The following is a 24,830-nucleotide window of genomic DNA, read 5'->3' as shown; positions in this document are numbered from 1 at the left end:
CATCCCCAGGCTGGTCGCGACGTGGCGGCTGGCGTTCGACGGGAAACTGGGTTTCGCAAGGCGGGATCGAAAGCCGGGAGGAGCCGCTCTACTCGCTCATGGGGCATGCCCGGGAGTTCCCGCCGCGATGCGAGGTTCCGATCGAACTGGTGCGTCAGGCATTCAAGGAGTTCATCGCGGGCGGCGGGGCGAAGCCGGCTTGTGTGCAGTGGATGCCGTACTTGCAGTGCTGAAGGTGGAGCCTCATGCGCGATAACGATCGGCTGCTCTCGCTGGCGACGCCGCCGGAGCGGGTGGAGCCATTTCGGTTGTGGGCGGAGGTGGAGGGGCGGCTCGGGACGCGGCTGCCGCTGGACTACAAGTGGCTGGTTGACAGTTACGGGGCCGGGTCGTTCGACGACTTTCTGTATGTGCTCGTGCCGGAGAGCCCGTTTCCCGCGATCCGCTTGGAGGGGGAGGTCGTCCGCGCTCAGGCGTCGTTGGAAAGTCTCCGGCGGAGCTCGTCGTCGGAAGTGCCGTATGGAGAGGGCGAGCTGTTGCCCGTCGCGAAGACGGACAACGGTGACGCCGTGTTCTGGGTGATGCGACCTGTGGCCGACCCGGAACTGTGGTCCATCGCGGTGCTGGAGGGTCGCGGCGTGCGATGGTCGGATTACGCCGGCGGAGTTGTCGCCTTCCTGGCCGATCTGCTTTCGGGCCGGCATCGCATCAGCTGGTTCCCGGACGAACTGCCGTCGAGCGACGTTGCGTTTCAGCCGGTACCCGAGACTCCGGACGTGCGCAGACTGCGGTAGTTCCGAGGGTGTGCTGTGCCGGTTGCTCATCCGGTTTTGCTCGACCAGACGGCGACCTTGGCCGCGGTGTACAGCGCGATCGTGCCGTCGTCCTGCACGAGCAGCTGGGTGGCGGCCTTGCCGGTGGTTTTGGTGCTCCAGATCGCGGTGCCGGCGGCGTCGTAGATGACCAGGTTGCCGTCCGCCTGGAAGCGCAGGGACGAGCCTGGATGGCCGTTCGTACCGCTCTTCCACACGATGGATTTTGCCGCGTTCTGCAGGACCAGGTTGCCGTCCGGCTGCATGAGCAGGGTGAAGCCGCCCTTGGGGGCGGTGCGGGACTGGCCGGACTCCATGCGCTGGCCCGCGGTCAGTTTGGTGAAGCCGTCCGTTGCGGTCGCCCACAGGGTCTTGCCGGCGGCGGTGACGGTCAGGTTGCCGTCGGCGTTGAGGACGGCCGACGCGCCCGTGGTGCCCGACGTGCCCGAGGACCACTGCGGCTTCTTGTCCGTGCTGTACACGACCAGGTTGCCGTCGTCCTGCATGAGCGTGTACGCACCCTGGTGGCCGCTCGTCTGCGCGTTCCAGACGACCTTCTTGTCGGCGCCGGTGATGACGAGGTTGCCGTCCGCGTTCTGCGCGAGGGTGTACTTGCCGTCGGCCGTGCGGCGCTGCTGGCCGGAGGTGAGCATTTGGCCGGAGTACAAGCGCGATCGCTCGGTTTTGCTTGACCACAGCTCCGTTTTGTCTGCGCGCGTGAGCACGGCGTTGCCGTCGTCGCGCAGTTCGAGCAGTGCGGCCTGTCCGTTTGTGGTGTTTCGCCACAGGGCGATGCCGCTCTTGTTGTAGACGACCAGGTCGCCGGTGCGATCGAAACTGGTGGTCGCGCCCGGGTTGCCGGTGGTCTGCGACGTCCATTGCACCCGCTTTGCGTCATCGGCGAGCACGAGGTTGCCGTCCGGCTGCTGCGTCAGGGTGTACTTCCCGTTCCCCGACCGCAGCCCCTGCCCCGCCGTCAGCTCGAAACCCGGCTTGAGCTGGGCGGGTGCCACCGCGGTGCTCGGCAGCGGCGAGGTTTCGTCGCGCCCGCCCACCGGACCCGCGGAGGTCGAGGTCTCGTCGCCGGACTGGGGCCCGTTCGGGTTCTGAGCGGCGGCGGCCGTCGGGTTGGCGTTCTTGTCGGAGCCGGTCAGCGTGACGGCGGCGACGACCCCGCCGATGAGGACGGCGAGCGTCACTCCGGCCGCCGCGAGCACCAGCCTGGTCCGCTTGCGTCGCCCCGGGTCGTCGCCGGTCGGCGATATCGGAAATGTCGGATTTGTGGTGAGGGGGTTGAGGGCCGCTGGGAACGCCTGAGGAGTCGCCGGCGAAAAGCCGAACCGCATGATCGGATGCTCGGCCGTGGGAGCGACGGCCAGATCAACAGGGGCCGCCGGAGAGGGCGGTGCAGGAGCAGGGGATGCAAGGGCGGGCAGTACAACGGTCGGCGAGTCAAAGGTGGAGGGTGCCGGAGCGGACGGGGCCCAAGCAGCAGCGGGGTAAGGCGGCGCGGGAGGAGCGGGCGGCGCCGAAGGGTCAGGTCCGGGCGAGGCCGCGTGCCGAGGGGCGTCGGGGGCAAGTGCCGGCGGCGCCGCCCAGGGCGACCGCTCCTCGTCAGGCCACGAGTTCCCCGCCATAGCGACCAAGCCTCTCAATCCCCCATGGCGAGGCCGCACCCGGTGAGCCGCCCCGCAACGTGCCACCGATCGAGAACGGTAACGCTTCACCCGAGCGGAGTACAAAGGGACTGGACTTGGTGGCGGTGGGCCTAGTACTTTGCTCGCGGACCGCGACGCCGGACGAGGAGGTGAGACCCATGCAGGAAGCAACGCTGTGGGCGCTCCCCCTCCCTTCACGGTCGGGCGACTGACGTAGCCGTCGCCGGGAGCGCCAACCAGGGCACTCTCGAAGGGCTACACCTCATGCAAGATGTGATCATCGTCGGCTGTGGGCCGACCGGGGCCATGCTCGCCGCCGAGCTGCGGCTGCACGGCGTCAGTGTGCTCGTCCTCGAGCGGGACACCGAGCCCGCCGCGCAGGTCCGGATCGTCGGGCTGCACATTCGCAGCCTCGAACTCATGGCCATGCGCGGGCTGCTGGACCGGCTGCTCGAGCGGGGGCGGCGGCGTCCGGCCGGAGCCTACTTCGCGGCCATCGACAAGCCCGCGCCGAAGGACCTCGACTCCCGGTACGCGTACCTGCTCGGCATCCCCCAGCCCGTCATTGTGCAGCAGCTCGAGGAGCACGCGCTCGCGCTCGGTGCGCAGGTCCGGCACGGCGCGGCGGTGGCCGCGTTCGAGCAGGACGACGACGGCGTGACCGTCGAGCTGGCCGGTGGGGAGCGGCTGCGGGCGCGCTTTCTCGTCGGGTGCGACGGCGCGCGCAGTACCGTGCGCAAACACCTCGGCGTCGCCTTCCCCGGCGAACCGTCCCCGGCCGACACGCTCATGGGCGAGCTGGAGGCGAGCCGGCCGGCGGAGGAGATCGCGGCCCGGGTGGCCGAGATCCGCCGGACGGACCAGCGGTTCGTGTTCGCCCCGTTCGGCCCCGGCGCGTACCGCGTCATCCTCCCGGCCGTCGCCGCAAGCGACCGCGCGGAGCAGCCGACGCTGGAGGACTTCAGCCGCGAGTTGAAGGCCGTCGCCGGTACCGACTTCGGCATCCACTCCCCACGCTGGCTGTCCCGCTTCGGCAACGCGACCCGGCTGGCCGAGCGGTACCGCGTCGGGCGGGTCCTCCTCGCGGGCGACGCCGCGCACATCCATCCGCCGACCGGCGGGCAGGGCCTCAACCTGGGCGTGCAGGACGCCGTCAACCTCGGCTGGAAGCTCGCCGCGCAGGTCCGCGGGTGGGCGCCGGACGGCCTGCTGGACACGTACCACGCCGAGCGGCACCCGGTCGCCGCCGACGTGCTGGACAACACCCGGGCCCAGCTGGCGCTCTCGTCCACCGAACCGGGCGCGCAGGCGGTGCGCCGGCTGCTCACCGAGCTGATGGACTTCGACGTCGTGAACCGCCACCTGCTCGAGAAGATCTCGGCGATCGGCATCCGCTACGACCTCGGCCCCGGCCCCGACCTGCTCGGCCGCCGCATGCCCGACCTCGACCTGCCTGAGAGCCGTCACGTGTACGGTCTGCTGCACCACGCCCGCGGCCTCCTCCTCGACCGCACCGGCCGGCTGACCGCGGGCGCCTGGGCGGATCGGGTCGACGCCGTCACGGAGCCCGGCGCGGACCTCGACGCGCCCGCCGTGCTGCTGCGCCCGGACGGCCACGTGGCCTGGATCGGCGCCGACCAGCAGGATCTCGACGACCACCTCGCGCGCTGGTTCGGCAAAGCAGCCGGCTAATGCCAACGCAGCCGGCTGAAAGCTAACGCAGGAGGTCGGCGACCGCGGCAATCCCGGCCGCGATCTCGCGTTGCGAGGTGTTGCCGAAACCGAGCACCAGCCGCGGCCGGGCGGACGCCGGGTCGCGGTGGTGCTCGGCCATCCCGTACAGCCCGACCCCCCGATCGAGCGCCCGCGTGATCAGCGCGGCCTCGTCGGTGCCGTCGGGCAGGCCGAGCACCGCGTGGAAGCCCGCGGCCAGCCCGGTCACCGGCAGGTGCGGCGCGTGCGCGGCGAGCGCGGCGGTGAGGACCTCGCGGCGCGCCGCGTACTCGGCCCGCACCCGCCGCAGGTGCCGGTCGTACCGCCCCGACTCCAGCAGCGCCGCGAGGGCGAACTGGTCGACGCCCGGGCTCCCGCGGTCGGCCAGGCGCTTGGCGTGCACGATCGGCGGCAGCAGCCGGTCCGGGGCGACGATCCAGCCGAGGCGGAGGGCGGGGGCGAGGGACTTGCTGACGGTACCCAGGGAGACAACGCGATCGGGGGCGAGACCCTGCAGCGAGCCGACGGGGTCGCGGTCGTAGCGGAACTCGGCGTCGTAGTCGTCCTCGACGATGATCCCGTCGGCGCCCCGGGCCCAGGCGATCAGCTCCTGGCGGCGGGGACCGGACAGCACCACGCCGGTCGGCCACTGGTGGGCGGGCGTGACCAGCACCGCGCGGGCGCCACTGGCGGTCAGGGCGGCCACGTCCAGGCCCCCGTCGTCGACCGGGACCGGGACGACCCGCATCCCGGCCGCCTCCGCCTGCTCCACCGTGGACGTGCCCGGACCCGGGTCCTCGACCGCGAGCCGGCCGCCGTCGAGGGCCGGCAGGACGAGCGCGAGGGCCTGGGCCATGCCGCCGCAGACGACGATGTGCTCGGCGGTGGCGGCGGTCGCGCGGACCCGGGCCAGGTAGGCGGCGAGGACCTCCCGGAGGCGGCGCTGGCCGGACGGGTCGCCGTAGTCGAAGGCCGCGTCCGGCATGGTGCGGCAGGCCTCGCGTACCGCCCAGGCCCAGTCCTCGCGCGGGATCAGCCCCAGATCGGGCACGCCGGTGCGGAAGTCGGCGACGGTGGGCGCCGCGGCGGGATCCGGGCGCGGCGCGATCGGCGCGGCAACCGTGGCCGCGCCCGGGGCGACGCGGGTGGCCGAGCCGGGGCGGCTGGTGAGGTACCCCTCGGCCTGCAACTGCGCGTAGCAGTCCTGGACCAGGCCGCGGGACAGGCCGAGCGCCTGGGCCAGCTCGCGCGAGGACGGCAGCTTGTCCTGCGCGGCGAGCCGGCCGGTGCGGATCGCCGTGCGCAGCGCCTCCTCGAGCTGGGTGCGCAGGCCGGTACCGGCGTCCCGGTCGATCGTCACCAGCAGCTCCGGCCCCAAACCGGCCCACTCGACAGGCATGGAACTGGACCTTACCAGTGGACCGGTTCGCTCCTAGGTTTGAATGCATGACCGTTGTCGAACTCGCCCGTCCCCGCCTCGTCACCCGCCCGCTGCTGCTGCGCCTGGTCTCGATCGCCGGCTCCGCGGTCGGGTTCTACCTGCCCCTGTCCGTGGTCCCGATGCTGGCCGGCTCGTCCGGCGGCGCGGGCCTGGCCACCGTCGCGCTGCTGGTCGCGACCGTCGTGGTGGAGCTGCTGACCCCGCGGCTGGTGGCCCGGGCCGGCTACCGCTGGTCCCTCGCGGCGGGCCTGTTCCTGCTCGGCGCGCCGACGGTGATCCTGGCCTTCGCCACCGCGCCGGCCGTGATCATCGCGGTGAGCCTGGTGCGGGGCGCGGGGTTCGCCATCTGTACCGTCGCCGGCGGCGCACTCACCGCCACCCTCGTGCCGGTCGAACGGCGCGGCGAGGGGCTGGCCCTGCTCGGCGTGGTGAGCGGCGTGACCAGCCTGATCGCGCTGCCGCTCGGGGTGTGGGCGGCGGGCCGGTGGGGCTTCGCGCCGGTGTTCGTGACCACCGCCGTGTGTACGCTGCTCGCCCTGCTGTCGGTGCCGGGCCTGCCGGGCCGGGCCGCGGCGGCGCCGGAGGGGCACGGCCTGCGAGCGGGGCTGCGCACCCCGGCTTTGACCCGCCCGGCCCTGATCTTCGCCGCGTCGACCACCGCGGTCGGCGTGATCGTGACGTACCTGCCCCTGGCCGCGGCCGGGCTGCCCGCGTGGGTGGCCCCGGCGGCGCTGCTGGCCCAGCCGGCGGCGGCGACCGTGGCGCGCTGGCTGGCGGGCCGGCTGGGCGACCGCCGGGGTCCGGCCCGGCTGTTCACGCCCGGCCTGCTCCTCGCGGCGGGCGGCACCGCGGCGCTGGCGCTGGTGGACAGCCCGGCCGCGCTCGTGGTCGGCTCGCTGGTGCTCGGCGCCGGCTTCGGGGTGCTGCAGAACGCCACGCTGACCGTGATGTTCAACCGGGTCCCGGCCGGCGGGGCGGACACCGTGAGCGCCATCTGGAACACCGCGTACGACCTGGGCATGGCCGCCGGCGCGATGGCCGCCGGGCTGATCGTGGCCTCGGTCGGCTACCCGGCCACGTTCCTGCTCACCGCCGCCCTGATGCTGCCCGCCCTGCCCCTGATCAGGCTGGACCGACGCGCGGCCCGGTGACGGTGTCGAAGGCCAGGCCGCTGGAGGACCCGCCGCGACCCACCGTTCGCCGGTACCCGAGCCACGTCACCACCCGGCCGCCCGTCCACCGGCAGCGCTGCCAGCGGGCCTCGATCACGGTACCGGCCCGCTCGACCTCCTCCTCGGCGATGTAGTAGGCGCGCGGCGGCGAGGAGTCCAGGCCCACGCGCAGCAGGCCGGTCCGCGGCGCGACCTTCTCGATGCCGCCGCCGGGCAGCAGCCGGGGCATCGCGCCCCGCTGCAGCTGGACCTCCCGGTTGTCGCCGGCCACGTGGACCGGGATGAACGGGATCCAGTGCTCCGGCACCGAGGTCATCAGCGTGTACTTGTCCACAGTGTCCGGTGCGCCGCGTTGTGGGGGAGGCAGCGGCACGGTCGTCTCGATGCCCCAGACCATGTTCGCCTGCTCGTCGCGGACCAGGGTGACCGCCTCGACCGGGGCGCTCTCCAGTCCCGCCGGCGCGGTGGCCGGCACGAAGAGGCGCCCGGGCGGGCCGGAGGGCTCGATCCAGAACCGCTCCCCGAAGACGTTCGTGACGACGAGGCCCCGGATCGCGGTCAGCGTGCCCGCCTCGAGGTCGAGCGGGAGGAGGAACCAGTCGTTGCCGTACACGAGGCCGAACTCGATGAGGAGCAGCTTCGCGAGGTCCGTGGTGTCGGCGGCGATCCCGCCGAAGTTGGTCCGCCCGTCCTCGAACGCCCAGTAGCGCGGGTCCGGCATCCCGTCGAACTGCACGGTGGTCGGCAGGAAGCTCGTCACCCGGGTGGGAGCCGGCGCACCAACGTCGCCGGCATCATCGTCGAAGCTGTACCAGTCGAGGGTCCCGCCGCGGTAGTCGGGCGCGGCCAGGACGCCGGGCGGCGCGGACAGCCCGGCCGCGTAGTCCAGCCGTTCGGGCCGCCAGCAGTCCACCGGGCCGGGCTGCGTGAACAGGCCCTGGGCCCAGGCCAGGAAGCCCGCACCGAGGTCGTCGACGGTCGTCCGCTCCGTTTCGGTGAGGTCGAGCCCGTCGGAGGCGGCCAGCCCGCCGAGCAGGTGCGAGAGGAGCTGCCCGCCGTCCAGCGCCCGGCCCGGAACGTCCGCGAGCCGATACCGGTCCAGATAGGACGGCCACAGCGCGGCCAGCCCGGCCCCGTCGAGCAGCTTCCGCCAGCGCCGGCCGAGCACAAGCCGAAGATCCTGCCGCAACGGTACCGGCCGGCGCTCCACCAAGGCCTCCAGCGGAACGTCCGGATCGTAGGGCCGCTCGCCCCCGCCGGCCGCCCGGAACCCGGTGATCGGGTCGGTCCGCCACGCCACCTTGGCCGCGACCGGCGACCCGGCGTCCTCGGCCAGGTACTCCCCGAACTGCCACTGCCGCGTCACCATCCACAGTGGATCGCGCACCTCGGCCCGCAGCGCCCGCGAATAGTCCCGCCGCCGCGGCCGCCCCTCCAGCCGGTTCCAGGCCACGGTCGTCGGCACCGGCGTCTCCCCGGACAGCACGGCATCGAGGTGTGGCGTCACGACGTACCGGTTCATGCGTCCCCCTCCGCCAGCCGCAGGTGCACGTCGTTGCTGACCGCGAAGTTCAGCGCGGCCGTGATCGGGAACAGCGTCACCGCCGACACCACGGCCGGCAGCAGCGGCCCGAGCGCCGTCCGGTCCAGGCCGGCGGGCTCCACGGCCCGCTGCACGGCCAGGTCGAGCGTCTCGTGCAGCGTGGCCACGAGGTCCGCCCACCGCCACCCGCCCGTGAACCGCGGCGGCGTCACGAGCAGGATCGCCTGCGGCGCCGCGCTGCCCGGCCGGTCGAAGTGGAACGCCAGCCCGGTGGTGAGGTCCGGCTCGGGCACCACCTCCACCCACTCGTCCAGCAGCAGCCCGCAGACGGTCGGCGCGATGGTCCCGTAGTGCGCGGTGTAGAGCAGCTTGTCCTCGCCCACCGTCCCGGCGAACTCCAGGCCCAGCCAAGGCTCCCCGGCCCGGTACGGCACCTGCACCGCCTCCAGCCCCGCCGGTTCCGCGACACCGAGGGCCTCGCCGAGCAGCGACACCGCCTCGAAGCAGCGCAGCCGCTCCCGCACCCGCGCCACCCCGGTCAGCCAGTCGTCGAGCGCGAGCGGCGGCACCAGGTCCGCCCGGTGCGACCAGGCCTCATCGAACTCGGCGGGCGGCGTGAACTCGGGCAGCACGACGAACCCGGCGCCGAGCACCACCTGCGCATCGGCGGGCCCGGCGGTCCGCCGCACGATCTCGTCGCGCAGCGCCTCCGCCCGCCGCCGCAGCTCAAGGGCCAGCCCGGCCAGCGCGTCCCGGAACGGCCCCAGGTCCAGCGGGGTGTGGTCGACGGCCGTGTACGCCGGGACGGCCGCCGCGAACGCCGCGAAGGTGGCCCCGACCCGGTCCGCCCCGTCCCGCACGGCGGTCAGGCCGGCCAGGGCCGCGTCGAACGCGTCCCGCAGCGCGGCGATCCGGGTTTCGAGCTCCGGGACGGCCGGCAGCGGCGCCACGATCGTCGTGGCGATGGTGCGGCCGGCCCGGACGAGCAGGGCGGTGCGCTCCTCGTCGGTCGCACCGGACGGCAGCGCCCCGTACGCCTGGATCGTGGCGTCGTACTCGTCGCGCTTGCGGCCCCAGCGCTCCAGGATGCGGTCCAGGGCCCGCACCATGGCGGCGAGCGGCGCCCGGCGACCCTCGACGGCGGCGGTGAGGTGCGCGGAGGCCAGCCCGTAGGGCGCGGCGGGCCGGACCGCCGCCGCGTAGTCCGCCGTCCACGCGTCCGCGTCCTCGGCGACGGCCGCGTCCAGCCGGACCAGCAGCGCGTCGACGGCGGGCAGGGTGGCCGCGAGCCCGGCCCGCACCGCCTCGGCCGTGTCGGTACGGGCGACCGCCGCCCCCTCCACAGTGGACCCGAGGTCGGCCGGTTGCAGCGGCCGGGCACCGAGGATCATCCCGCGCAGGGCCTGGACGAGCGGCAGGACGTCGGCGACCGTGAAGCCGGCGACGCCGTCCGGCCCGTACTCCACGCCGAACACGGCGCCGTGCGGCGGCCCGGCGGCACGCTCGGCGAAGTCGACGATCCGGTCGTCGAGGCCGTCGGCGAGGTAGAACAGGTCGGCGGCGGTCAGCCCCAGATCGGCCACGCTCGGCGTCAGCGTCCCGCCGGCCCAGGTGATCCGGGCGTACACGGTGTCGAGGGGCGGGAGCTGCGCGGCCAGCCAGCCGGCGAGGGCGGGTTCGGCGGCCGCGCGCGGGCCCGTCACCGCGGGGTCACCGGGCGGGAGGCCGCCGGGCAGGTGCAGGCCGACCCGGTGGGTGAGGGTGCGGCCCCTGCGCCGGGTGGTGACGACCTCGGGTACGGTGGGCGGGCCGCCCTTGGAGTACGCGTCGAGGACGGCCGCGGCCCGGTCGTAGTTGCCCCGCACCACCTGGTAGACCCCCTCGGCCAGCTGCAGGTCGGCGACGGCCCCGGCCAGGCCGCACACCGTGGCCACGCGCGCGTCGACGATCCGGCCGATGCCCGCCGCGTCCGGGGTCCCGGCCCGCACGAAGTCCTCCAGGGGCGGCAGGTCGAGGCCGTACGGGTAGCTGGTGGCGCCGGTGTCCGCGAGGTGCTCGGCGAGCGCGGCGCCGTCGACGACGTTGCGGGCCTCGACGGCACCGATGGGCGGGGCCGGGTCGACCCGGGTCGTCGTGTTCCGGTTGCCGGCGAGCGGAAACGCGCGCCGCAGCTCGTAGATCAGGCCGTCCAGGTACAGGGCGGGCTCGTCGTGCAGCAGCCGCTCCAGCCGGTACCCGAGCAGCGCACCCAGCGACTGCCCGGCGCCGATCCCCTCGATGAGCCGCAGCGCCGCCCGCACCCGCGCCGAGCCCAGGTCGACCGTGCCGCCGTGGTGGCCGCCGCGCAGGACGGCGGCGGTGACGGCCTGGTCGAGCGAGTGGGCGTGCAGGTGCCCGGCGTTGCCGGGGTCGTGCAGCAGCGGCCGGCCCTGCGCGTCGGCGAAGAGCGCGGCGAGGTCGTCGTCGAGCGCGACCGGCGACGGGACCGTCTCCTTCGGACGGACGTGTTCCAGCCAGCCGTACGCGCCGATGTGGGCGCCGCCCGCCGTGTCCCGCATGTGCTCCAGCTGGACCGCCTGCAGGCCGAGCTGCCACGCGTCGAGGCGGTAGGTCAGGCAGTCGAGGTGCTCGGCGAGCGCGCGCTCGAGGGCGCCGCTGGACGCCGCCGCCAGCTCGTCGAGCGCTTCCAGCTGGCGGTGCAGGTACGGCTGCCGGGTCTGGAGGATGCGCGGGATGTAGTCACCGAGCCGCAGGTCGGGGTCGCCGGTGACCTGCCGCTCGGGGCGGTAGAGGCTCCGCCAGCGGCTCGTCCCGCCAGCCGCGTCCGCACTGCCGGCGACCTGGATGTACTTCGGCTCCCGGCGCTCGGCCCGCACCGCCGCCGCGCTCAGGTCGAGGGCGTCGCGGCGCAGCTCCAGCGCGGTGTCCACGTAGCCGAGATCGAGGGCGTGGCGCAGCAGCTGGTACAGCAGCGCGGTCGGCACGCCGCCGGGGAAGCCCTCCTGGCGGCGCAGGGTGTCGTGCGAGGTGCCGGCCGCGGCGCGCAGCCAGGCGACGTAGTTGCGGCCGTCGGGGCGGGTGACGGCGAGCGGCCCGGTGTCGGAGACCGGGTCCTGCACGAGCGGGCCGGTGAGCAGGTTGCTGTGCCGCAGGAACACCTTCTCCAGGATCTCGGGGAGCTCGCCGTCCTCGGGCATGTCCCAGCCGAGGTCGGCCAGGGTGCGCAGCCCGGCCCGGACGGAGGCGCGCACGGCCGCGCCGAGCGGCTCGCCGACGTCGGTGCGCGAGAACCACAGGGTGTTGGCGTAGTGGGTGAAGCTGCGCGCGTACCGCTGGTGGAACTCGACCGAGCCCGGGTGCAGCCCGACGATGTCGAGCAGGGTCCGGTGCGGGTCGGGGCCCGGCGCGCCGAGGTGGGCGACCCCGCCGGTCAGCGGCCGCCACAGCGCGCCCGCCCGGCGGAGCAGGCCCGCGAGCCCGTCCAGGTAGCCGGGGCCGGGCAGGCCGTCGGCGCGGGCGGCGTAGGACTCGTCGTGCCACCAGCCCGCCGCCGACCACACCGTCGCCGGGAGGATGCCGTACGGCTGGCGGCCGGCGCGGATCGCCGGTGCGGTACCGCGGCCGAGGACGAACCGGGTGAAGAACTCCCGGGTGCGCCGGACGGTCGCGTCGTCGACGACGGGTTCGAGCAGCTGTTCCAGGTAGTAGCCGAGGGTGGCGGGCCACAGCGCCGTGTGCATGGCGCGGGCCTGGGCCTGGTCGGCGCCGTAGTAGCCGGGCGACTCGCGCAGCACGGACCGGTCGACGCCGAGCAGCCGGGCCAGCCAGGCGCCGTCGGTGCGCCGCCGCCATCCGTCCCGGTCGTCGTGGGGCTCGAAGAAGTGCGCGAAACTCTCGTCCGGGTCCTCCCACCAGCTGTGCCCGGCGTTGGTGTCGTCCGTGTTGCTGGTCGGGCGGCCCTGCGGCAGCAGCGCGAGCCCGCCGCGGCCGGCCTGGTGGTGACGGACGAGGGTGGAAAGCTCGTCCCCGCCCCGCTCGGCGTCGCCGCCCAGCCGCACGCCGAGGACGAACAGCCGGTCGAAGGTGGGCGGCGGCTCGGCCGGGTCGAGCTCGACCGCGAACGCCATCCCGGCGCGGACGGCCGCCTCGAAGTCCACCGTCCACCGCAGCGCGTCGGGGACGGCGAGGTCGGGGCCGCCGGCGCGCAGCTGCTCGTCCGGGGCGGCCGCCGGGTCGGGACCGACGGGCAGGACGGCCGGGATCGGCTCGCCGACGCGCTGCAGGACCTGCTCGCCGCCGCGGAAGCCGAGCAGCACCAGGCGTTGCGGCAGCAGCCAGGCGCGGGCGCCGCGGCTCCACGCCCGCCGGGTCAGCGGGAGGGTGTCGCGGGCGGGCAGGTCCAGGAACGCCACCTCGGCCCGCAGCCCGGTGTCGGCCAGGTTGACCGGGGCGAGCTCGGCCTCGACCCGCGCGGCCCGCTCCGCGCCGAGCGCGGCGGCCAGGTCGGCGCGGGCGGCGTCGCGCTCGGCCCCGGCCGTGGACCAGACCCGCGTCCAGAACCGGGCGATCGGGTCCCGTTCGGCGGCGGGAACCGACGTGGCGGGGACGATGACCAGCCCGCGCCCGTCCGGCTCCGCGTCCGGGTCGAGCGGCGCGACCTGGACGGTCAGCCAGCGGGCGCGGCCGGCCCCGCCGGCGCGCACGAGCGCGGCCCACGCGGCCCGGTGCGCGTCCGGGTCGCCGCCGGCCAGCCAGCGCCGCACCCAGTACGCGGTGACGTTCGCCAGCTCGGCCTCGGCGATCCGCGGCTGGAACGTGTCGACGAGGACGTCGTCGGGGAAGACCCGGACGCAGAACCGGCCGGGGAGGTAGCGGGTCTCCAGCCGCAGCGGCAGCAGGACGAACGGCGTGGCGTCCGGCAGTTGCCCCACGCCCGGGATCGGGTCATCGGCCACCGGCGGCCTCCTGGTCCGGGAGCATCTCGGCGGCGTGCACGGCCATCACGACCGGGGTCTGCAGCGCGATGTAGGCGAGTTCGGCCGCGCTGACACCGGCGTCCAAGGGCACCTGCCGGTCGTACTCCCACTGCTCATGCTTCTCGATGACGTCCCCGGTGGGCTCGACGAGGATGTGCGGCGGGATGGCGGCGACCCGGACCGGGTCCCCGTCGGCGAGGTCCGGCACCACGTCGGACCAGGCCAGGTCGTTCCAGACGTTGATGGCGGTGCCCGGGTCGCGGGACACGTCGAAGCCGAACCGGGCGTCGCCGGGCACCTCCTCGATCCGGAAGAACCAGCCCGGCTCGTCGGCGGCGGTGGGGTCGCCGCGGGCCTGCGCGGCGGTGAGGGCGAAGCCGAACAGGACGATGTCGGGCTCGACCCGGGCCTCGAAGAGCGGGGAGATCCGATCGGCGTCGGCGCCGAGCTCGCGCTCGCCGGTCGTGTCGGGCCGGCCGTCGGCGCCGGTGGGCCAGCGGGCGGGCTGGGCGCTGACGACGGTGTTCGGGTACTTCTTGAACAGCTCCCCGCGCACCGCCAGGACGAGCTCGTCCCCGGTGCCGCGGTTGTCGTTGCCGCCGAGGTTCCCGCCCGGCGGCCACTCGTGCAGCGGCCGGATGTCCTTGCGCCGCTCCCGTTTCGCCTCGGGCTGCATGCGCACGTCCCAGAACTGGCGGAACGGGCTGCCGCGCTGGTCGGTCGGGTACTCCCGCCACAGCAGCTCGCGCGCGAACTCGTGGTTGAGGCCCACGAGGTACGCCTCGACGAAGCGCTGGTCGGTCTCCAGCAGCGTGACGCTGTCGGCCGGCAGCAGGTGCAGGTTCGGCACGAAGACGCCGTCGCCGAGGGCGAGCAGCGGCTCGTACATCGGGATGTCGAACTCGGGGTACGCCATGATCTCGTCGAACGTGTCCGCGGTCTGCTCGCGGATGCGGTCCGGGATCGCGAGGCCGGAGCGGACCCAGCGGGGGACGGTCAGCTCGGGCCGGGTGCCGGCGACGAGGTCGACCGCGGCGGCGTAGAGGTCCAGTGGGACGGCCGGCGGGGGTTCGCCGAGCGGGCGGCTGACGGCGATGAGGCGGTACTCGTCGCGCAGGGCGTCCTTGAAGCGCACGGCGTCGGCGTTGTCCCGCCCGCCCGGGCCGGCGGTGGGCACGGCGATCGGGGCGCGCGGGTCGGCGTCGGGCGTGAGGGTGAAGCCGCTCGCCTGGGGGAGCCGGTCGACCGTGGCGGGGGTGAGCGCGTCCTCACCGAGCGCCAGGGGCCGAGACCGGCGGCGGCGCAGGACCGTGGCGGCGGCGACGAGGGCGGCGAGCAGGATGCCGTACCAGGCGCACCCCGTGACGACGAGCATCAGCAGCACCACGAACCACAGCCGGGGCCGGCGGCTCGGCGGGACGGCGGCGGCGAGGTCGTCGGGCGTCAGGATCCCGTCGGGCGCGGTCTTGGGCGGGGCGGCGGTGATCTCGCCGGCGTTGGCCCGCGCGACGAGGGCGCCGGCCGCGGCGGGGGTGGTGAGCGCGAGGCGGCGGGCGAGGCGGCCGCCGGGGCGGGTCGTGCGGCGCATCGCGCTGGAGGTCAGGGCCGGGCCCATCGGGCTCTCGGCGAGGCGGTGGGCGACGGTGAGCCCGCCGGTGACGATCCGGGCGCGCAGTGGGGCGGCCCTGAGCAGTACCAGAGCCGGATCGATGGCCGCCGTGGACTCCAGGTGGGTGCGGTGCAGGTGGCGGCCCGCGGCCAGGGCGAGCTTGCCGGTGCGGATGCGCCGGTTCGCCGCCAGCACGTCGCCGATCTGGTCCCAGGCGGCCCGCAGGTACCGCTCCTGGCGCTGCCGGACGACCGCGGTGCCGTAGCCGGCCGCGACCCGCCAGCGCGGGTCGAGGTTCAGGTCGTGGACCCAGTTCGCGCGGTGCGGCACCGGATTGCCGTCCGGGTCGTCCAGGAGCCGGTCGGTGAGCGCGGGCCAGCGCCCGTAGAGCGGCGGCGTGACGATCGGGTCGGGGTCGTCGGGGTCGTCCGGGCCGGTGCGCTGGTAGTCGTCGGCGAGGTTGACCAGCGCGGCGAGCCGGGCCTGGAACGTGTGCGGGTACGGGGTGGCCCACCCGTCGTAGCGGTCGTACTCGGCGCGCTCGGCGGCGTCGAGCGCGTCCAGCGGGGCCCGCAGCGCACCGCCGAGGCGCAGCACGCCGCCGAGGTCCGGGTCGTCGATGCCGGCGAGGTTCGGGGCCGGGTCGGTGACGTCGAGGTCGCGGTGGCCGACGCGGCTGTCCACGGGCCGGGGCCGCAGGAGCCGGACCATCGACTCGAAGTCGCCGTCCCCGCCGGTTCTGAAGTGCCAGCGGTGGTACAGCGGGAAGCGCGCCGGATCCGGCCGGTTCGCCGCCACGGCGTAGTCGCACCACGCCGCCGACGTCGCGGTGAGCCCGTTGGCCGGGTCGTCGAAGTAGGGGCCCGGGTCGCGGCCCAGCCCGGCGAGGCGGCCGCTCTCGAAGGCGGGGACGAGGAACGCGTGGTACCCGGTGCGCGGCTTGAGCTTGCGCGGGCACAGCAGCCGGGAGCAGGCGGTGTCGGGCGCGGTGTCGAAGACGCGCTGGGCGGCCCGCGCGGCCGCGTCGCCGTCCGGCTCGACGACCCTTGTGGACAGTTCCGCGTTGACGTGCACGTGGGCCCAGGCCCAGGTTTCCGCCGGGTCGGGGAAGACCCGTCCGAAGGGGACGGTGACGTCCACTGTGGGCAGTGGGCCGGCGGCGCCTCCGCCCTCGGTGAACTCGGCGCCCTCCTCCAGCACGACGAGGGCGAGCCACGGCGGGAGGCGGCGGCCCTCGGGGGCGACCGGGGTGTACCGCCACGGGAAGTCCTCGTCGTAGAACTCGATCGCGGCGAGGTGGTTGGGCTCGAAGTTGGTCACCCAGTGCTTCGGCTCGACCCGGCTGATCTGCGCCGGGTCCACGCCGACGACATCGCCGGGGCCGTAGAGCTCGACGGTCCGCTCCACGGGCAGCGGGGCCGGCGCCGTGCCGTCCTTCCCGGTTCCTTCCAGCTCCAGGTGTACCGCCAGGGCCGGCCGGGCCGACCCCGCCGCCGCTTCGACGAGGTTCGCGACCCCGCTGCGTACCCAGGGCAGGAAGGTGTACACGCCGCTCATGCCGCCTCCGCCGCGGGTATGACGTGGAACCGTTGCGCCGCACCGGGCTCGGCGGCGAGGGCGTCGGCCGCCCGGGCGTGCGAGGTGAACACGGCGGCGCCGGTCCTGGGGGTGTTGTCGCGCCGGTCGGCGATGACGTAGCCGGGGGCGGCGACGGTGACCGAGTCCGTGAAGGGGACCCGCTGCCGGCGGACCGTCTGCGACAGCGGGGAGCGGGCGGCCGCGTTGCTGCCGAGCAGCGTCTGGAACCAGGTCCGGCCGACGTTGTAGTACCGGCGAAGGGTGCGTGTGAAGGCGCTGTCGATGACGATGAGCTCGGGCAGCACCACCCGCTTGACCGCGTGCGAGGTGCGGGCGGCGGGGCCGGTGACCGCGACGACTACGCCGGCGTCCTGGGGCTCGTAGCCGGGGGCGGACAGCCGCGCGGCCGGGTCGAGGTCGCGGAACTGGGCGGTGGCGAACGACTCGCGGACCGCCTCCTGCTGCCGCAGCCCGGTGGTGGCGACCCGCAGCGCGGCCCGGTCGAGGTCGGCGATCCGCTGACTGCCGATGGTCTGGATGCTCAGGTCCAGCGGCACGGCCCGCTGGCTGATCTGCAGCGTGCCCAGCGGGTGCAGCACCAGGTCGGCGGTCGGCTCGACGGCGCGCAGGGTCACCGACAGCCGCGACCCGGACGGCGGGCGGGCGATCCAGTTCTCGGCCTTGGCCAGCTCGGCGGCGAGGATCGGCAGGGCGGCGACGTCGGGCCGGACGGTGTCGGTGCGCTCGCCCCACGTGTAGGCGAACGGCACGACGAGGTCCCAGAGCAGCAGCGTGATGGAGCCGGCGCCCTCGACGTGCCAGGGCGAGGGGCCGTCCAGCGCGCCGCGGATGCGCACCGAGAACAGCCCGGCGCCGAAGACCTTGACGCCCATCGACGCGGAGTACGCGATCGAGAACAGGAACGGGTTGAACTGGAACAGCGCGTCGAAGCCGAGGTGCCCGTCGATGGAGAAGTCGTCGAGGCCGAAGAAGACCTCGGCGCCCGCGCCGAACTGGGCGGTGTTGGCGGTGACGGCGAGGTACCCGTCGATGCGGATGCGGGCGGAGTCCTCGTCCAGGATCGACAGGGCGACCCGGCGCGGCACCGGGAACGGCAGCGGCGGCGGGGCGAACCGGGGGTGGAACCCGCCGACGCTGAGCACGAAGCTCGGCGCGCCGCCCCAGGAGATGAGCAGCCCCAGGTCGCCGCCGACGGTGAGGCCCGCCACCCGGCTGCCGAACAGCGAGGCGGAGAACCACAGCCGCTCCCGCTCCAGCTCGAGGGCGCCGACGAACTGCACCTGCAGGTCGAGCAGCGGGGCCGCCTCGTCGGGCAGCGTGCAGCGCAGGACGCCGAGGATCGCGACGTCGCCGGGCGGGATGCCGAGCACGACGCCGAGGGTCGCGGTGATGAGCGGCGGGGTGCCCCAGCCGAGCCGGGCCATCGGGCCGACGACGAACGTGCCGTCCTGGGCCGGGAACCAGCGGCCGAGGTCGGCGATGATCCGCGGCGCGTCGGCCACCACGTCGCGGGGGAACATGACGCCGTCGAGTTCGCCGGTGCGCACGCCGTCGGCGAGCTCGTCGAGGCGCATGGTGCGGTGCAGCCCGAGCAGCCCGCCGACGCCGGTGAGCACGAAGCCGAGACCGAGCTGCAGCGGGGTACCGAACTCGGCGGTGATGACGACGAGCAGCGAAAACCCGTCGGTGCCGTCCGGCAGGCGGGTGGCTGCGATGCCGATCGCCTTCAGCGCCAGGAACTCGGCGAAGACGAGCTCGACGGCGCCGGAGTACTCGCCGGTGCCGGTGTTCAGCGCCAGGTAGCCGCCGCCGGTGACGAGGCCGGTGTCGATCGCGAGCCCGGCCCCTTGCGGCGGTTTGAACGCGAGCCTCGGCACGGGTGGGAACTCGGTGAAGTCGACCGTGAGCGTCGCGCCGATCCGGTCGACCGTGACGGTCAGCGGGCCGACGGTGGCGGTGAGGCCGGCGGACGCCTCCAGGGTGAGGGCGCCCTCGTCGCCGATGGTGAGGATGAGGTAGAGCGTGTCGAGCACGCTTTGGTGCATGGGGATGGCGGTTGCCAGGCCGCCGGCCGCGGTGACGGTGAGGCCCTTGCTCAGCGTGTACGCGAGGTGCAGGTCGAACCGGCCCTGCAGGTCGGCCCCGGCGAGCAGGGAGGCGACGAAGCCGTCGGCGTCTTCGGTGCCCAGGGTCAGGGTGAGCCCGGTGAGGTCGGCGGTCAGCGCCGGCTCGACGGCGACCGGGCCGGTGGCGTCCGCGCCGACGGTGAGGTCGGCGCCGGCGCCGGCGTTGTCGGCGGTGAGCGCGAGCAGGTCGTTGCCGCCGACGATGGTGAAGCCGCGGGCGCTCTGGTTGCGGTCGGCGGTGAACGCGAACCGGCCTCCGGCGGGGCCGGTGTTGGCCTCGACGGTGAGGGACGTCGGGGGCCGCAGGCGGAAGACGGCGCCGCCGCCGAGCTTGAGGGTCGCGTCGAAGCCGATGCCCCAGGTGGAGCTCGTCTCGACCCGCTCCTGGAACCGCTGGGCGACGTCCGCCGCGTAGTCGAGGATCAGGCCGGGCGGGTGCTCCGACCTGTCGCGGCGCCACCGGGACGGCCCGGCCGCCAGGGTCGCGTCGCCGTGGTCGCGGTCCACCGTGACGGCGGCGTCGGAGCCGAAGAACGGCAGGACGGCGCGCATGAGCTCGTACGGGTCGAAGCGGGCGGTGCCCCAGCCGTGCGCGTCGGCCAGGTGCGCGGCCGGGTCGGTGAACAGCGCCCCGGCGCGGTCGAGGCGCAGCTCCTTGTGCGCGTACCGGGTCTCGCCCGGCCGCCCGCTCGCCTCGACGATCCGCCAGTCGAGCAGGCCGAGCAGCCGCAGCAGGTACGCCAGCCGCGGCCACTCCCGCTCCAGGAGCGCGACGACGGCGGAGTCGAACGCGCGGCGGGCCAGGGCGGCGGCGAACGTGCGCACCGGGTCGCGTTCCCCGGCCGGGAGAGCGGCCGCGGCGTCGTCGATCGCCGCGGCGAGGCGGGTCAGGGCGTCGGCGTGGCGGTAGACCCCGTCGAGCAGCTCCAGCAGCGCCTGCCCCAGCTCACCGTCGTCCCCGGCGGCCGCGGCTCGCGGCCGGTCGCCGCTGTCGCCTTGCGCGGTGCCGGTAGCCGCGTCGCGGTCCGTGGCCGTGGCTGTGGCTCGCGGCCGGTCGCCGCTGTCGCCTTGCGCGGTGCCGGTAGCCGCGTCGCGGGCCGTGGCCGTGGCTCGCGGCCGGTCGCCGCTGTCGCCTTGCGCGGTGCCGGTAGCCGCGTCGCGGGCCGTGGCCGTGGCTCGCGGCCGGTCGCCGCTGTCGCTGAACGCGGTCTCGGTGGACGCGTCGCGGTCCGTGGCCGCGCCGATCAACCGGGCGCCGCTGTCGGCGAGCGCGGGCCCGGTGGCCGTGTCGAGGGCTTCGGCCGTGGCGAGCAGCCGGTCGCCGCTGTCGCCGAGCGCCGTCGCGGCCGCCAGCACTGCCGGGTCGGTCGCGACTTCGTCGGGGAGCTGGTAGCCGAGGGCGTCGGTGTCGAGGTCGGTCGCGAGGCCGGCCGTCGCGCCGAGAGCCCGCGCCAGCCAGGCGCCGAGGCGGGCGATGGAGACCTCGTCGGCGGCCATGGCGCGGTCAGATCAGCTCGTGGGCGGCGCGGGCGTCGACCGTGCCGGCGCCGAAGGCGCGCTGGTGGGCTGGGCCGGGCGGGGCGGGATCGGCGCCGGGGCGGGCGGCGGCCGCAGTCACCAGCGCGGCGCGGACGTCGTGGATGGTCAGGTCCGGCTTCTTGTCCAGCAGCAGCGCGACGACGCCGGCCACGAACGGGGCGGACATGCTGGTGCCGCCCTTCTCGGTGAACCGGGACCCGGCGAGCCAGGCGGGCGTGGGCACGATCGGCCGGGCCTTGGTGTCGGCGCTCTCGGCCGCGGTGATGTGCTCGCCCGGCGCGGCCAGGTCGGGCTTGTCGGCGATGAGCGGCAGGGAGCCGGGCGGGTCGGAGAAGTCGCGCAGGGGGCCGCGGGACGAGGTCTCGGCGATGTGGTGGTACGCCGGGTCGGCGGTCGCGCCGTTGGCGTCGTCGTACGAGGCGACCGTCAGCGCGTGCCGGCCGAGCGTGTCGGTGAGCGAGAACTCGGCGCCGATCGCGATCGCCGGGTCGACCGGGGCGCCGTCCGCCGTCGTGGCCGCTATCCGCAGGTCCGCGATCAGCTGAGGGGCGAAGGCGGAGTAGAGGCACATGAGGTACAACCGCGTCCCTGGCGGGGCGGTGATCCGGACCTCGTAGACGCCCTCGGGATAGCTCACCGTGGTGCCGCTGAGCTTCGGCGCGACGAGGACCTGGAAGTCGTGGCGGCGGACCGTTCCGCCGTCGGGGTGTGGCACGGCGTCCTCGGTGCCGTGGGTGGCCCAGATGGTGTGGGCGTTGGCGGCCGGGGCCACGAGCACCGTGCGCGGCGGCGAACCGGGGCGCAGCTTGAAGGAGTGGGTGAGGTTCCCGCCGACGCCCATGTCGTCGCTGAACGCGGCCTGGTGCGGCAGGCGGAGGGCGAAGCGGACCTTGTCGAAGTCGCGGCGGTACCAGAAGTCGGCCACCACCGGCTCCGTGCTCGTCACCTGCGCGCAGTTGCGCCACCTGGTGTCCACGCCGATCCGGTCGTCCTTGATCTCCAGGGGGACGACGACCCGGCCCGCCGCCGGTACGGTGATCACGGCGACCGAGCGCCAGGCCGCCTTGCCCATGTTGCCGGCCGCCTTGACCATGATGGCGCCGGTCGGGAACTGCAGGTCGCCGGCGGGCACCGCGGGGTCCAGGCGGTCGTCGATCCAGCGCGCGTCGTCGTCCAGGCCGTCGCCGGGCAGCTCGTCGGAGCCGACGCTCATGCTGACCACGATCGGCTTGCCCAGCGCCCGGGCGGTGCGCAGGCAGTAGATGATCGCGTCGTGCACCCGGGTGGTGAAGCCGACCTCGCCGCCGAACCCATTGGCCAGCCGGAACTGGATGGGGGCGGGGACGTCGACGAGCTTCACCGCGATGATGCCCGCCTCGGGGGCCACGCCGACGTACGTGGCGGCGCCGCCCGGCGGGAACAGGGTGCCGCCGGCGGCGATCGCGGCCACGTGGGTGCCGTGGCCCTCGCAGTCGCGGTGCGGGACGGGCGGGCCGCCGGTGAGCGCGGCGTCGATGTGCGCGTCGGTGAACTCGCGGCCGTACGGGTCGGCGGAGAGCAGGCTGGTCACCGGCGGGCACTCGGCCAGCGACGACGGCAGCAGGCCCTGGTCCCAGATCCGCACGATCCGGGTCGCCGGCGCCGGGGTCAGCTGCCGCATGAACGCGGGGTGGGTGAAGTCGATCCCGGTGTCGATGATGGCGACGAGGACGTCCCGGCCGGTGGCGTCGGCCGCGGCGGTCAGCACCCCGGTGGCGGCGTCGGCGTGCCAGAGCCCGTCGCCGCCGGGCCCGACGGCGCCGGGGGAGGACGCGGCGGCCCGGCCGTCGGCGGCGGCCGTGTCCATCCGCAGCCGGGGCGGGCGGCCGGCGGCGATCCGCAGGACGCCCGGGTGCAGGGCGATCCGTTCGACGTCGCGGAACCGCACGACGCCGAACGCCTGGTCGCCGGCCCGCTCGTGGACCGTGAAGCCGAGCGCCCGGATCTCGTCGAGGTCGCCCGCGAAGCGCAGCCGCACGCTGATCGCGGACTCCTCGTCGCCGCCCAGCTCGTACGCGTGGGCGGCGAGCTTGAGCCCGGCGTCGAGCTTGCCCATCGCGCGAGGGTCCATGGGAGATGGAGGTACTCCCCGGGCCGCGGTCGCCCAAGGCAGGAGTCCTTGATCCGACGTTTACGTGATGAACAGCACCACGGCCACCGCGGTGGCGAAGACCACGATGGTCCAGCGCAGGACCTCGCCGGGCAGCTTCCGGGCGACGCGGGCGCCGAGGTAGCCGCCGGCGATGGTGGCCGGGGCGAGCACGCCGACCGCCGCCCAGTTGACCGGTCCGAACGCGCTGTAGAGCAGGACCGTGGTGGCGCCGACGACGGCGGAGAAGACGTTCTTGAGCGCGCTGAGCCGCCGCATCGGCTCGTCGAGGACCAGGGCGAGGAAGGAGACGAGCAGGACGCCCATGGCGGCGTTGAAGTACCCGCCGTAGAGGCCGCAGCCGAAGACCGCCAGGTGCAGCATCGCCGGTTTCCCGCTGCGCCGGGTGGCCGCCCGCAGCCTCTTCTGCAGCGCCATCATCACGGCCGCGCCGAGGAGCAGGAACGGCACCACGACGTCGAAGACCTCGTGCGGCGTGAACAGCAGCAGGGCGCTGCCGCACAGGGTGCCCACGATGATCGTCGGCAGGATGGTGCGGATGCGCCGGCCCTGGCCCTCGAGGTCGGGGCGGCTGCCGGCGACGCTCGCGGCGTACCCGGGGGCGACCGACAGCGCGTTGCTGACGTTCGCCGCCACGCCGGGCAGGCCGAGGCCGACGAGCAGCGGGAACGTGATGAGCGACCCACCGCCGGCGATGGCGTTCACGGTGCCGGCGACCAGCCCGCCGCCGAGCAGGAGCAGGGCCTCGCCGGGGGTCATGCCCTCATCATGCCGGTTCCGCCGGCCGCTCACGCGGCGCGGTAGGGTCGCGGGCGGCGGTTACGGAGCGTGGGAGGTACGAGATGGGCTGGTTGACGCGGCGGCGGGTGACGCAGGACACGTCCCACGAGTCACACGCGTTCGCCGGGCTGCGCGCCATCGAGCTCAAGGTGCGCCCGGACTTCCGCAAGACCATCGTCTTCGGCCTGCTGGCGCTGATCTTCCTGATCACCGGCCACGACATCGGCGGCGTGCACGCGGAGTCGCTGCGGGCCCGGCTGATCGCCTACGGCTGCGCGCTGTTCACGGCCATCTTCGGGCTGGCCGCGAGCCGCACCGCGGCGCGCGAGGTGCAGCGCATCGCCGTCGCCCGCGCCGGCGCCGCGGCGGGCACTCCGCTGCGGCTGTTCGTGCTGCTGGGCGGCTACCTGATCGCCGTGCTGGCGACGTGCGACCTGCTGGGAGTACAACTGCGGCAGGTCCTGGTCGGCGGGGCGATCACGGGAATCGTGGTCGGCCTCGCGGCCCAGCCGGTGCTCGGGAACCTGTTTGCGGGGCTGGTGCTGCTGTTCGCGCGGCCGTATGTGCCCGGGCAGGAGGTTCGGGTCATGTCGGGCGCGCTGAACGGGCCGCACCGGGGCGTGATCGTGTCGGCTGGGTTGCTGTACACCGTGCTGGAGACCAAGGACGGGCCGCTCAACATCCCGAACTCCGCCCTGCTGGCCTCGGCCGTCGGCCCCGCCCCCGCCGAGGAGGAGGACCCCGACGCTGTGGAGGATGTGGTCGCTCCGGCCGAGGACGGCGCCGCACTTGCCACCGTGATCGCGGGCGCCGAGTCCGGCGCCGGCGCCGACCGCAAGCACGCGGGTTAGCGGCGGCGCAGGAGCGCGGTCCCGACCGGGCCGCCGAGGGCGAACGCCACCACGACCACCGTCTACGTCAATGGGCCTCGACCACCGCCTCGCGCGGGCGCAGGCGGGGGATCGCGATGTGGGTGAGCGGGCCGATCGCGACGGCGTAGAGGACGGTGCCGATGCCGACCGAGCCGCCGAGCAGCCAGCCGGCGGCCAGCACGGTCAGTTCGATCAGGGTGCGGACCAGGCGGATCGAGTGGCCGCGGGCGGCGATCGCGGTGGTCAGGCCGTCGCGCGGGCCGGGGCCGAAGCCGGCGCCGATGTACAGGCCGGTGGCGAACGCGTTGAGCAGGATGGCCGCCACGAGCATGAGGGCCTTGAGGGCCAGGTTGTGCGGGGCCGGCACGAGCCAGATGGTGGCGTTGATGCCCAGGCCCACCAGGATCGCGTTGGCCAGGGTGCCGACGCCGTAGCGGGCACGCAGCGGCAGCCACAGCAGCAGCACGGCGACGCTGGCCAGGATGGCCCAGGTGCCGACCTGGCCGCCGAGGGTGCGGGCGAGGCCCTGGTGCAGGACGTCCCACGGGTCGACGCCGAGGCCGGCCTGGATGATGAGGCCGCTGCTGAGCCCGTAGAGGGCCAGGCCGCCCAGGAGCATGCTCCAGCGCAGGGCCGGGCGGTCGGTGGGCAGCGGGAGCAGCAGGCGCATACACCCGAGCCTCGCCGACCGGGCCGGTGCTGTCGCAGGCCAATTCGGGTTCGGTGGCGGCCCGCTTCCTTAAATCAGGTAACAGTCTTTACAAAAGGAGAAGTTTTGTTTACATATGGGTATGGACAGTCGTCCATGCATCGATCGCCCGCTCTCACGGGAAGGTCATCT

General features: G+C 74.6%; 14 protein-coding genes. 5 read left to right on the top strand and 9 right to left on the bottom strand.

Translation table 11 applies throughout. The features are described 5' to 3' along the window. Positions 1-98 precede the first annotated feature (98 nt). Both ACQPZ4_RS30745 and ACQPZ4_RS30740 read left to right on the top strand, forming a co-directional pair. Positions 99-233: an Imm1 family immunity protein gene (locus ACQPZ4_RS30745; RefSeq protein ID WP_433043009.1), complete on the top strand. Its 135-nt coding sequence runs from the start codon at positions 99-101 to the stop codon at positions 231-233. Between the two features lie 12 nt (positions 234-245). Beyond that, positions 246-794 carry an SMI1/KNR4 family protein gene (locus ACQPZ4_RS30740; protein ID WP_433043006.1) on the top strand — a complete coding sequence of 183 codons (549 nt, stop codon included), beginning with the start codon at positions 246-248 and terminating at the stop codon, positions 792-794. A gap of 26 nt (positions 795-820) precedes the next feature. Here the strand turns inward: ACQPZ4_RS30740 and ACQPZ4_RS30735 are convergent, their stop codons facing one another. Continuing rightward, positions 821-2,029, bottom strand: coding sequence for a hypothetical protein (locus ACQPZ4_RS30735; RefSeq protein ID WP_433043003.1), 1,209 nt, complete (start codon positions 2,027-2,029; stop codon positions 821-823). Positions 2,030-2,734: 705 nt separating this feature from the next. On the opposite strand from ACQPZ4_RS30735, the gene ACQPZ4_RS30730 reads away from it, so the two are divergent. Continuing rightward, positions 2,735-4,162, top strand: a complete 1,428-nt coding sequence (locus ACQPZ4_RS30730; protein ID WP_433043000.1) for an FAD-dependent monooxygenase — start codon at positions 2,735-2,737, stop codon at positions 4,160-4,162. A gap of 22 nt (positions 4,163-4,184) precedes the next feature. On the opposite strand, the gene ACQPZ4_RS30725 is transcribed toward ACQPZ4_RS30730, so the two are convergent. Further along, complete coding sequence (locus ACQPZ4_RS30725; RefSeq protein ID WP_433042997.1) at positions 4,185-5,582, bottom strand: PLP-dependent aminotransferase family protein; 1,398 nt, start codon at positions 5,580-5,582, stop codon at positions 4,185-4,187. Positions 5,583-5,629: 47 nt separating this feature from the next. Between ACQPZ4_RS30725 and ACQPZ4_RS30720 the strand changes: the two genes are divergently transcribed. Continuing rightward, positions 5,630-6,775, top strand: coding sequence for an MFS transporter (locus ACQPZ4_RS30720; RefSeq protein ID WP_433042994.1), 1,146 nt, complete (start codon positions 5,630-5,632; stop codon positions 6,773-6,775). Here ACQPZ4_RS30720 and ACQPZ4_RS30715 read toward each other — a convergent pair. From ACQPZ4_RS30715 to ACQPZ4_RS30690, 6 genes are all read right to left on the bottom strand, one after another. Beyond that, positions 6,747-8,318 (bottom strand): hypothetical protein, encoded by a 1,572-nt coding sequence (locus ACQPZ4_RS30715; RefSeq protein WP_433042991.1) that lies wholly within the window; start codon positions 8,316-8,318, stop codon positions 6,747-6,749. The two genes, ACQPZ4_RS30720 and ACQPZ4_RS30715, sit on opposite strands and share 29 nt — an antisense overlap. After that, complete coding sequence (locus ACQPZ4_RS30710) at positions 8,315-13,294, bottom strand: hypothetical protein (protein ID WP_433042988.1); 4,980 nt, start codon at positions 13,292-13,294, stop codon at positions 8,315-8,317. The genes ACQPZ4_RS30715 and ACQPZ4_RS30710 overlap by 4 nt, the downstream gene beginning before the upstream one ends. Continuing rightward, a complete protein-coding gene (locus ACQPZ4_RS30705) occupies positions 13,284-16,481 on the bottom strand; it encodes a hypothetical protein (protein ID WP_433042985.1) in 3,198 nt (1,065 codons plus the stop codon). Before ACQPZ4_RS30705 ends, ACQPZ4_RS30710 begins: the two co-directional genes overlap by 11 nt. Further along, positions 16,478-20,146, bottom strand: coding sequence for a DUF6603 domain-containing protein (locus tag ACQPZ4_RS30700; RefSeq protein WP_433042982.1), 3,669 nt, complete (start codon positions 20,144-20,146; stop codon positions 16,478-16,480). Before ACQPZ4_RS30700 ends, ACQPZ4_RS30705 begins: the two co-directional genes overlap by 4 nt. A 7-nt stretch (positions 20,147-20,153) precedes the next feature. Further along, on the bottom strand, positions 20,154-22,283 hold the full coding sequence (locus tag ACQPZ4_RS30695; RefSeq protein WP_433042979.1) for a S8 family serine peptidase: 2,130 nt from the start codon (positions 22,281-22,283) through the stop codon (positions 20,154-20,156). A 75-nt stretch (positions 22,284-22,358) separates the two neighbouring features. Beyond that, the gene (locus tag ACQPZ4_RS30690; protein ID WP_433042976.1) at positions 22,359-23,096 is read right to left on the bottom strand and encodes a sulfite exporter TauE/SafE family protein; all 738 of its coding nucleotides are present in this window, start codon (positions 23,094-23,096) and stop codon (positions 22,359-22,361) included. Positions 23,097-23,179: 83 nt separating this feature from the next. Between ACQPZ4_RS30690 and ACQPZ4_RS30685 the strand changes: the two genes are divergently transcribed. Continuing rightward, the gene (locus ACQPZ4_RS30685) at positions 23,180-23,968 is read left to right on the top strand and encodes a mechanosensitive ion channel family protein (protein ID WP_433042973.1); all 789 of its coding nucleotides are present in this window, start codon (positions 23,180-23,182) and stop codon (positions 23,966-23,968) included. Between the two features lie 67 nt (positions 23,969-24,035). On the opposite strand, the gene ACQPZ4_RS30680 is transcribed toward ACQPZ4_RS30685, so the two are convergent. Then, positions 24,036-24,659, bottom strand: a complete 624-nt coding sequence (locus ACQPZ4_RS30680; protein WP_433042970.1) for a YczE/YyaS/YitT family protein — start codon at positions 24,657-24,659, stop codon at positions 24,036-24,038. Positions 24,660-24,830: the final 171 nt, after the last annotated feature.

It is taken from the genome of Dactylosporangium sp. CS-033363 (assembly GCF_050942475.1).
Lineage (GTDB): Bacteria > Actinomycetota > Actinomycetes > Mycobacteriales > Micromonosporaceae > Dactylosporangium.
The sequence above is the reverse complement of the archived record's forward strand: the minus strand, read 5'-3'. Positions and strand labels throughout refer to the sequence as shown.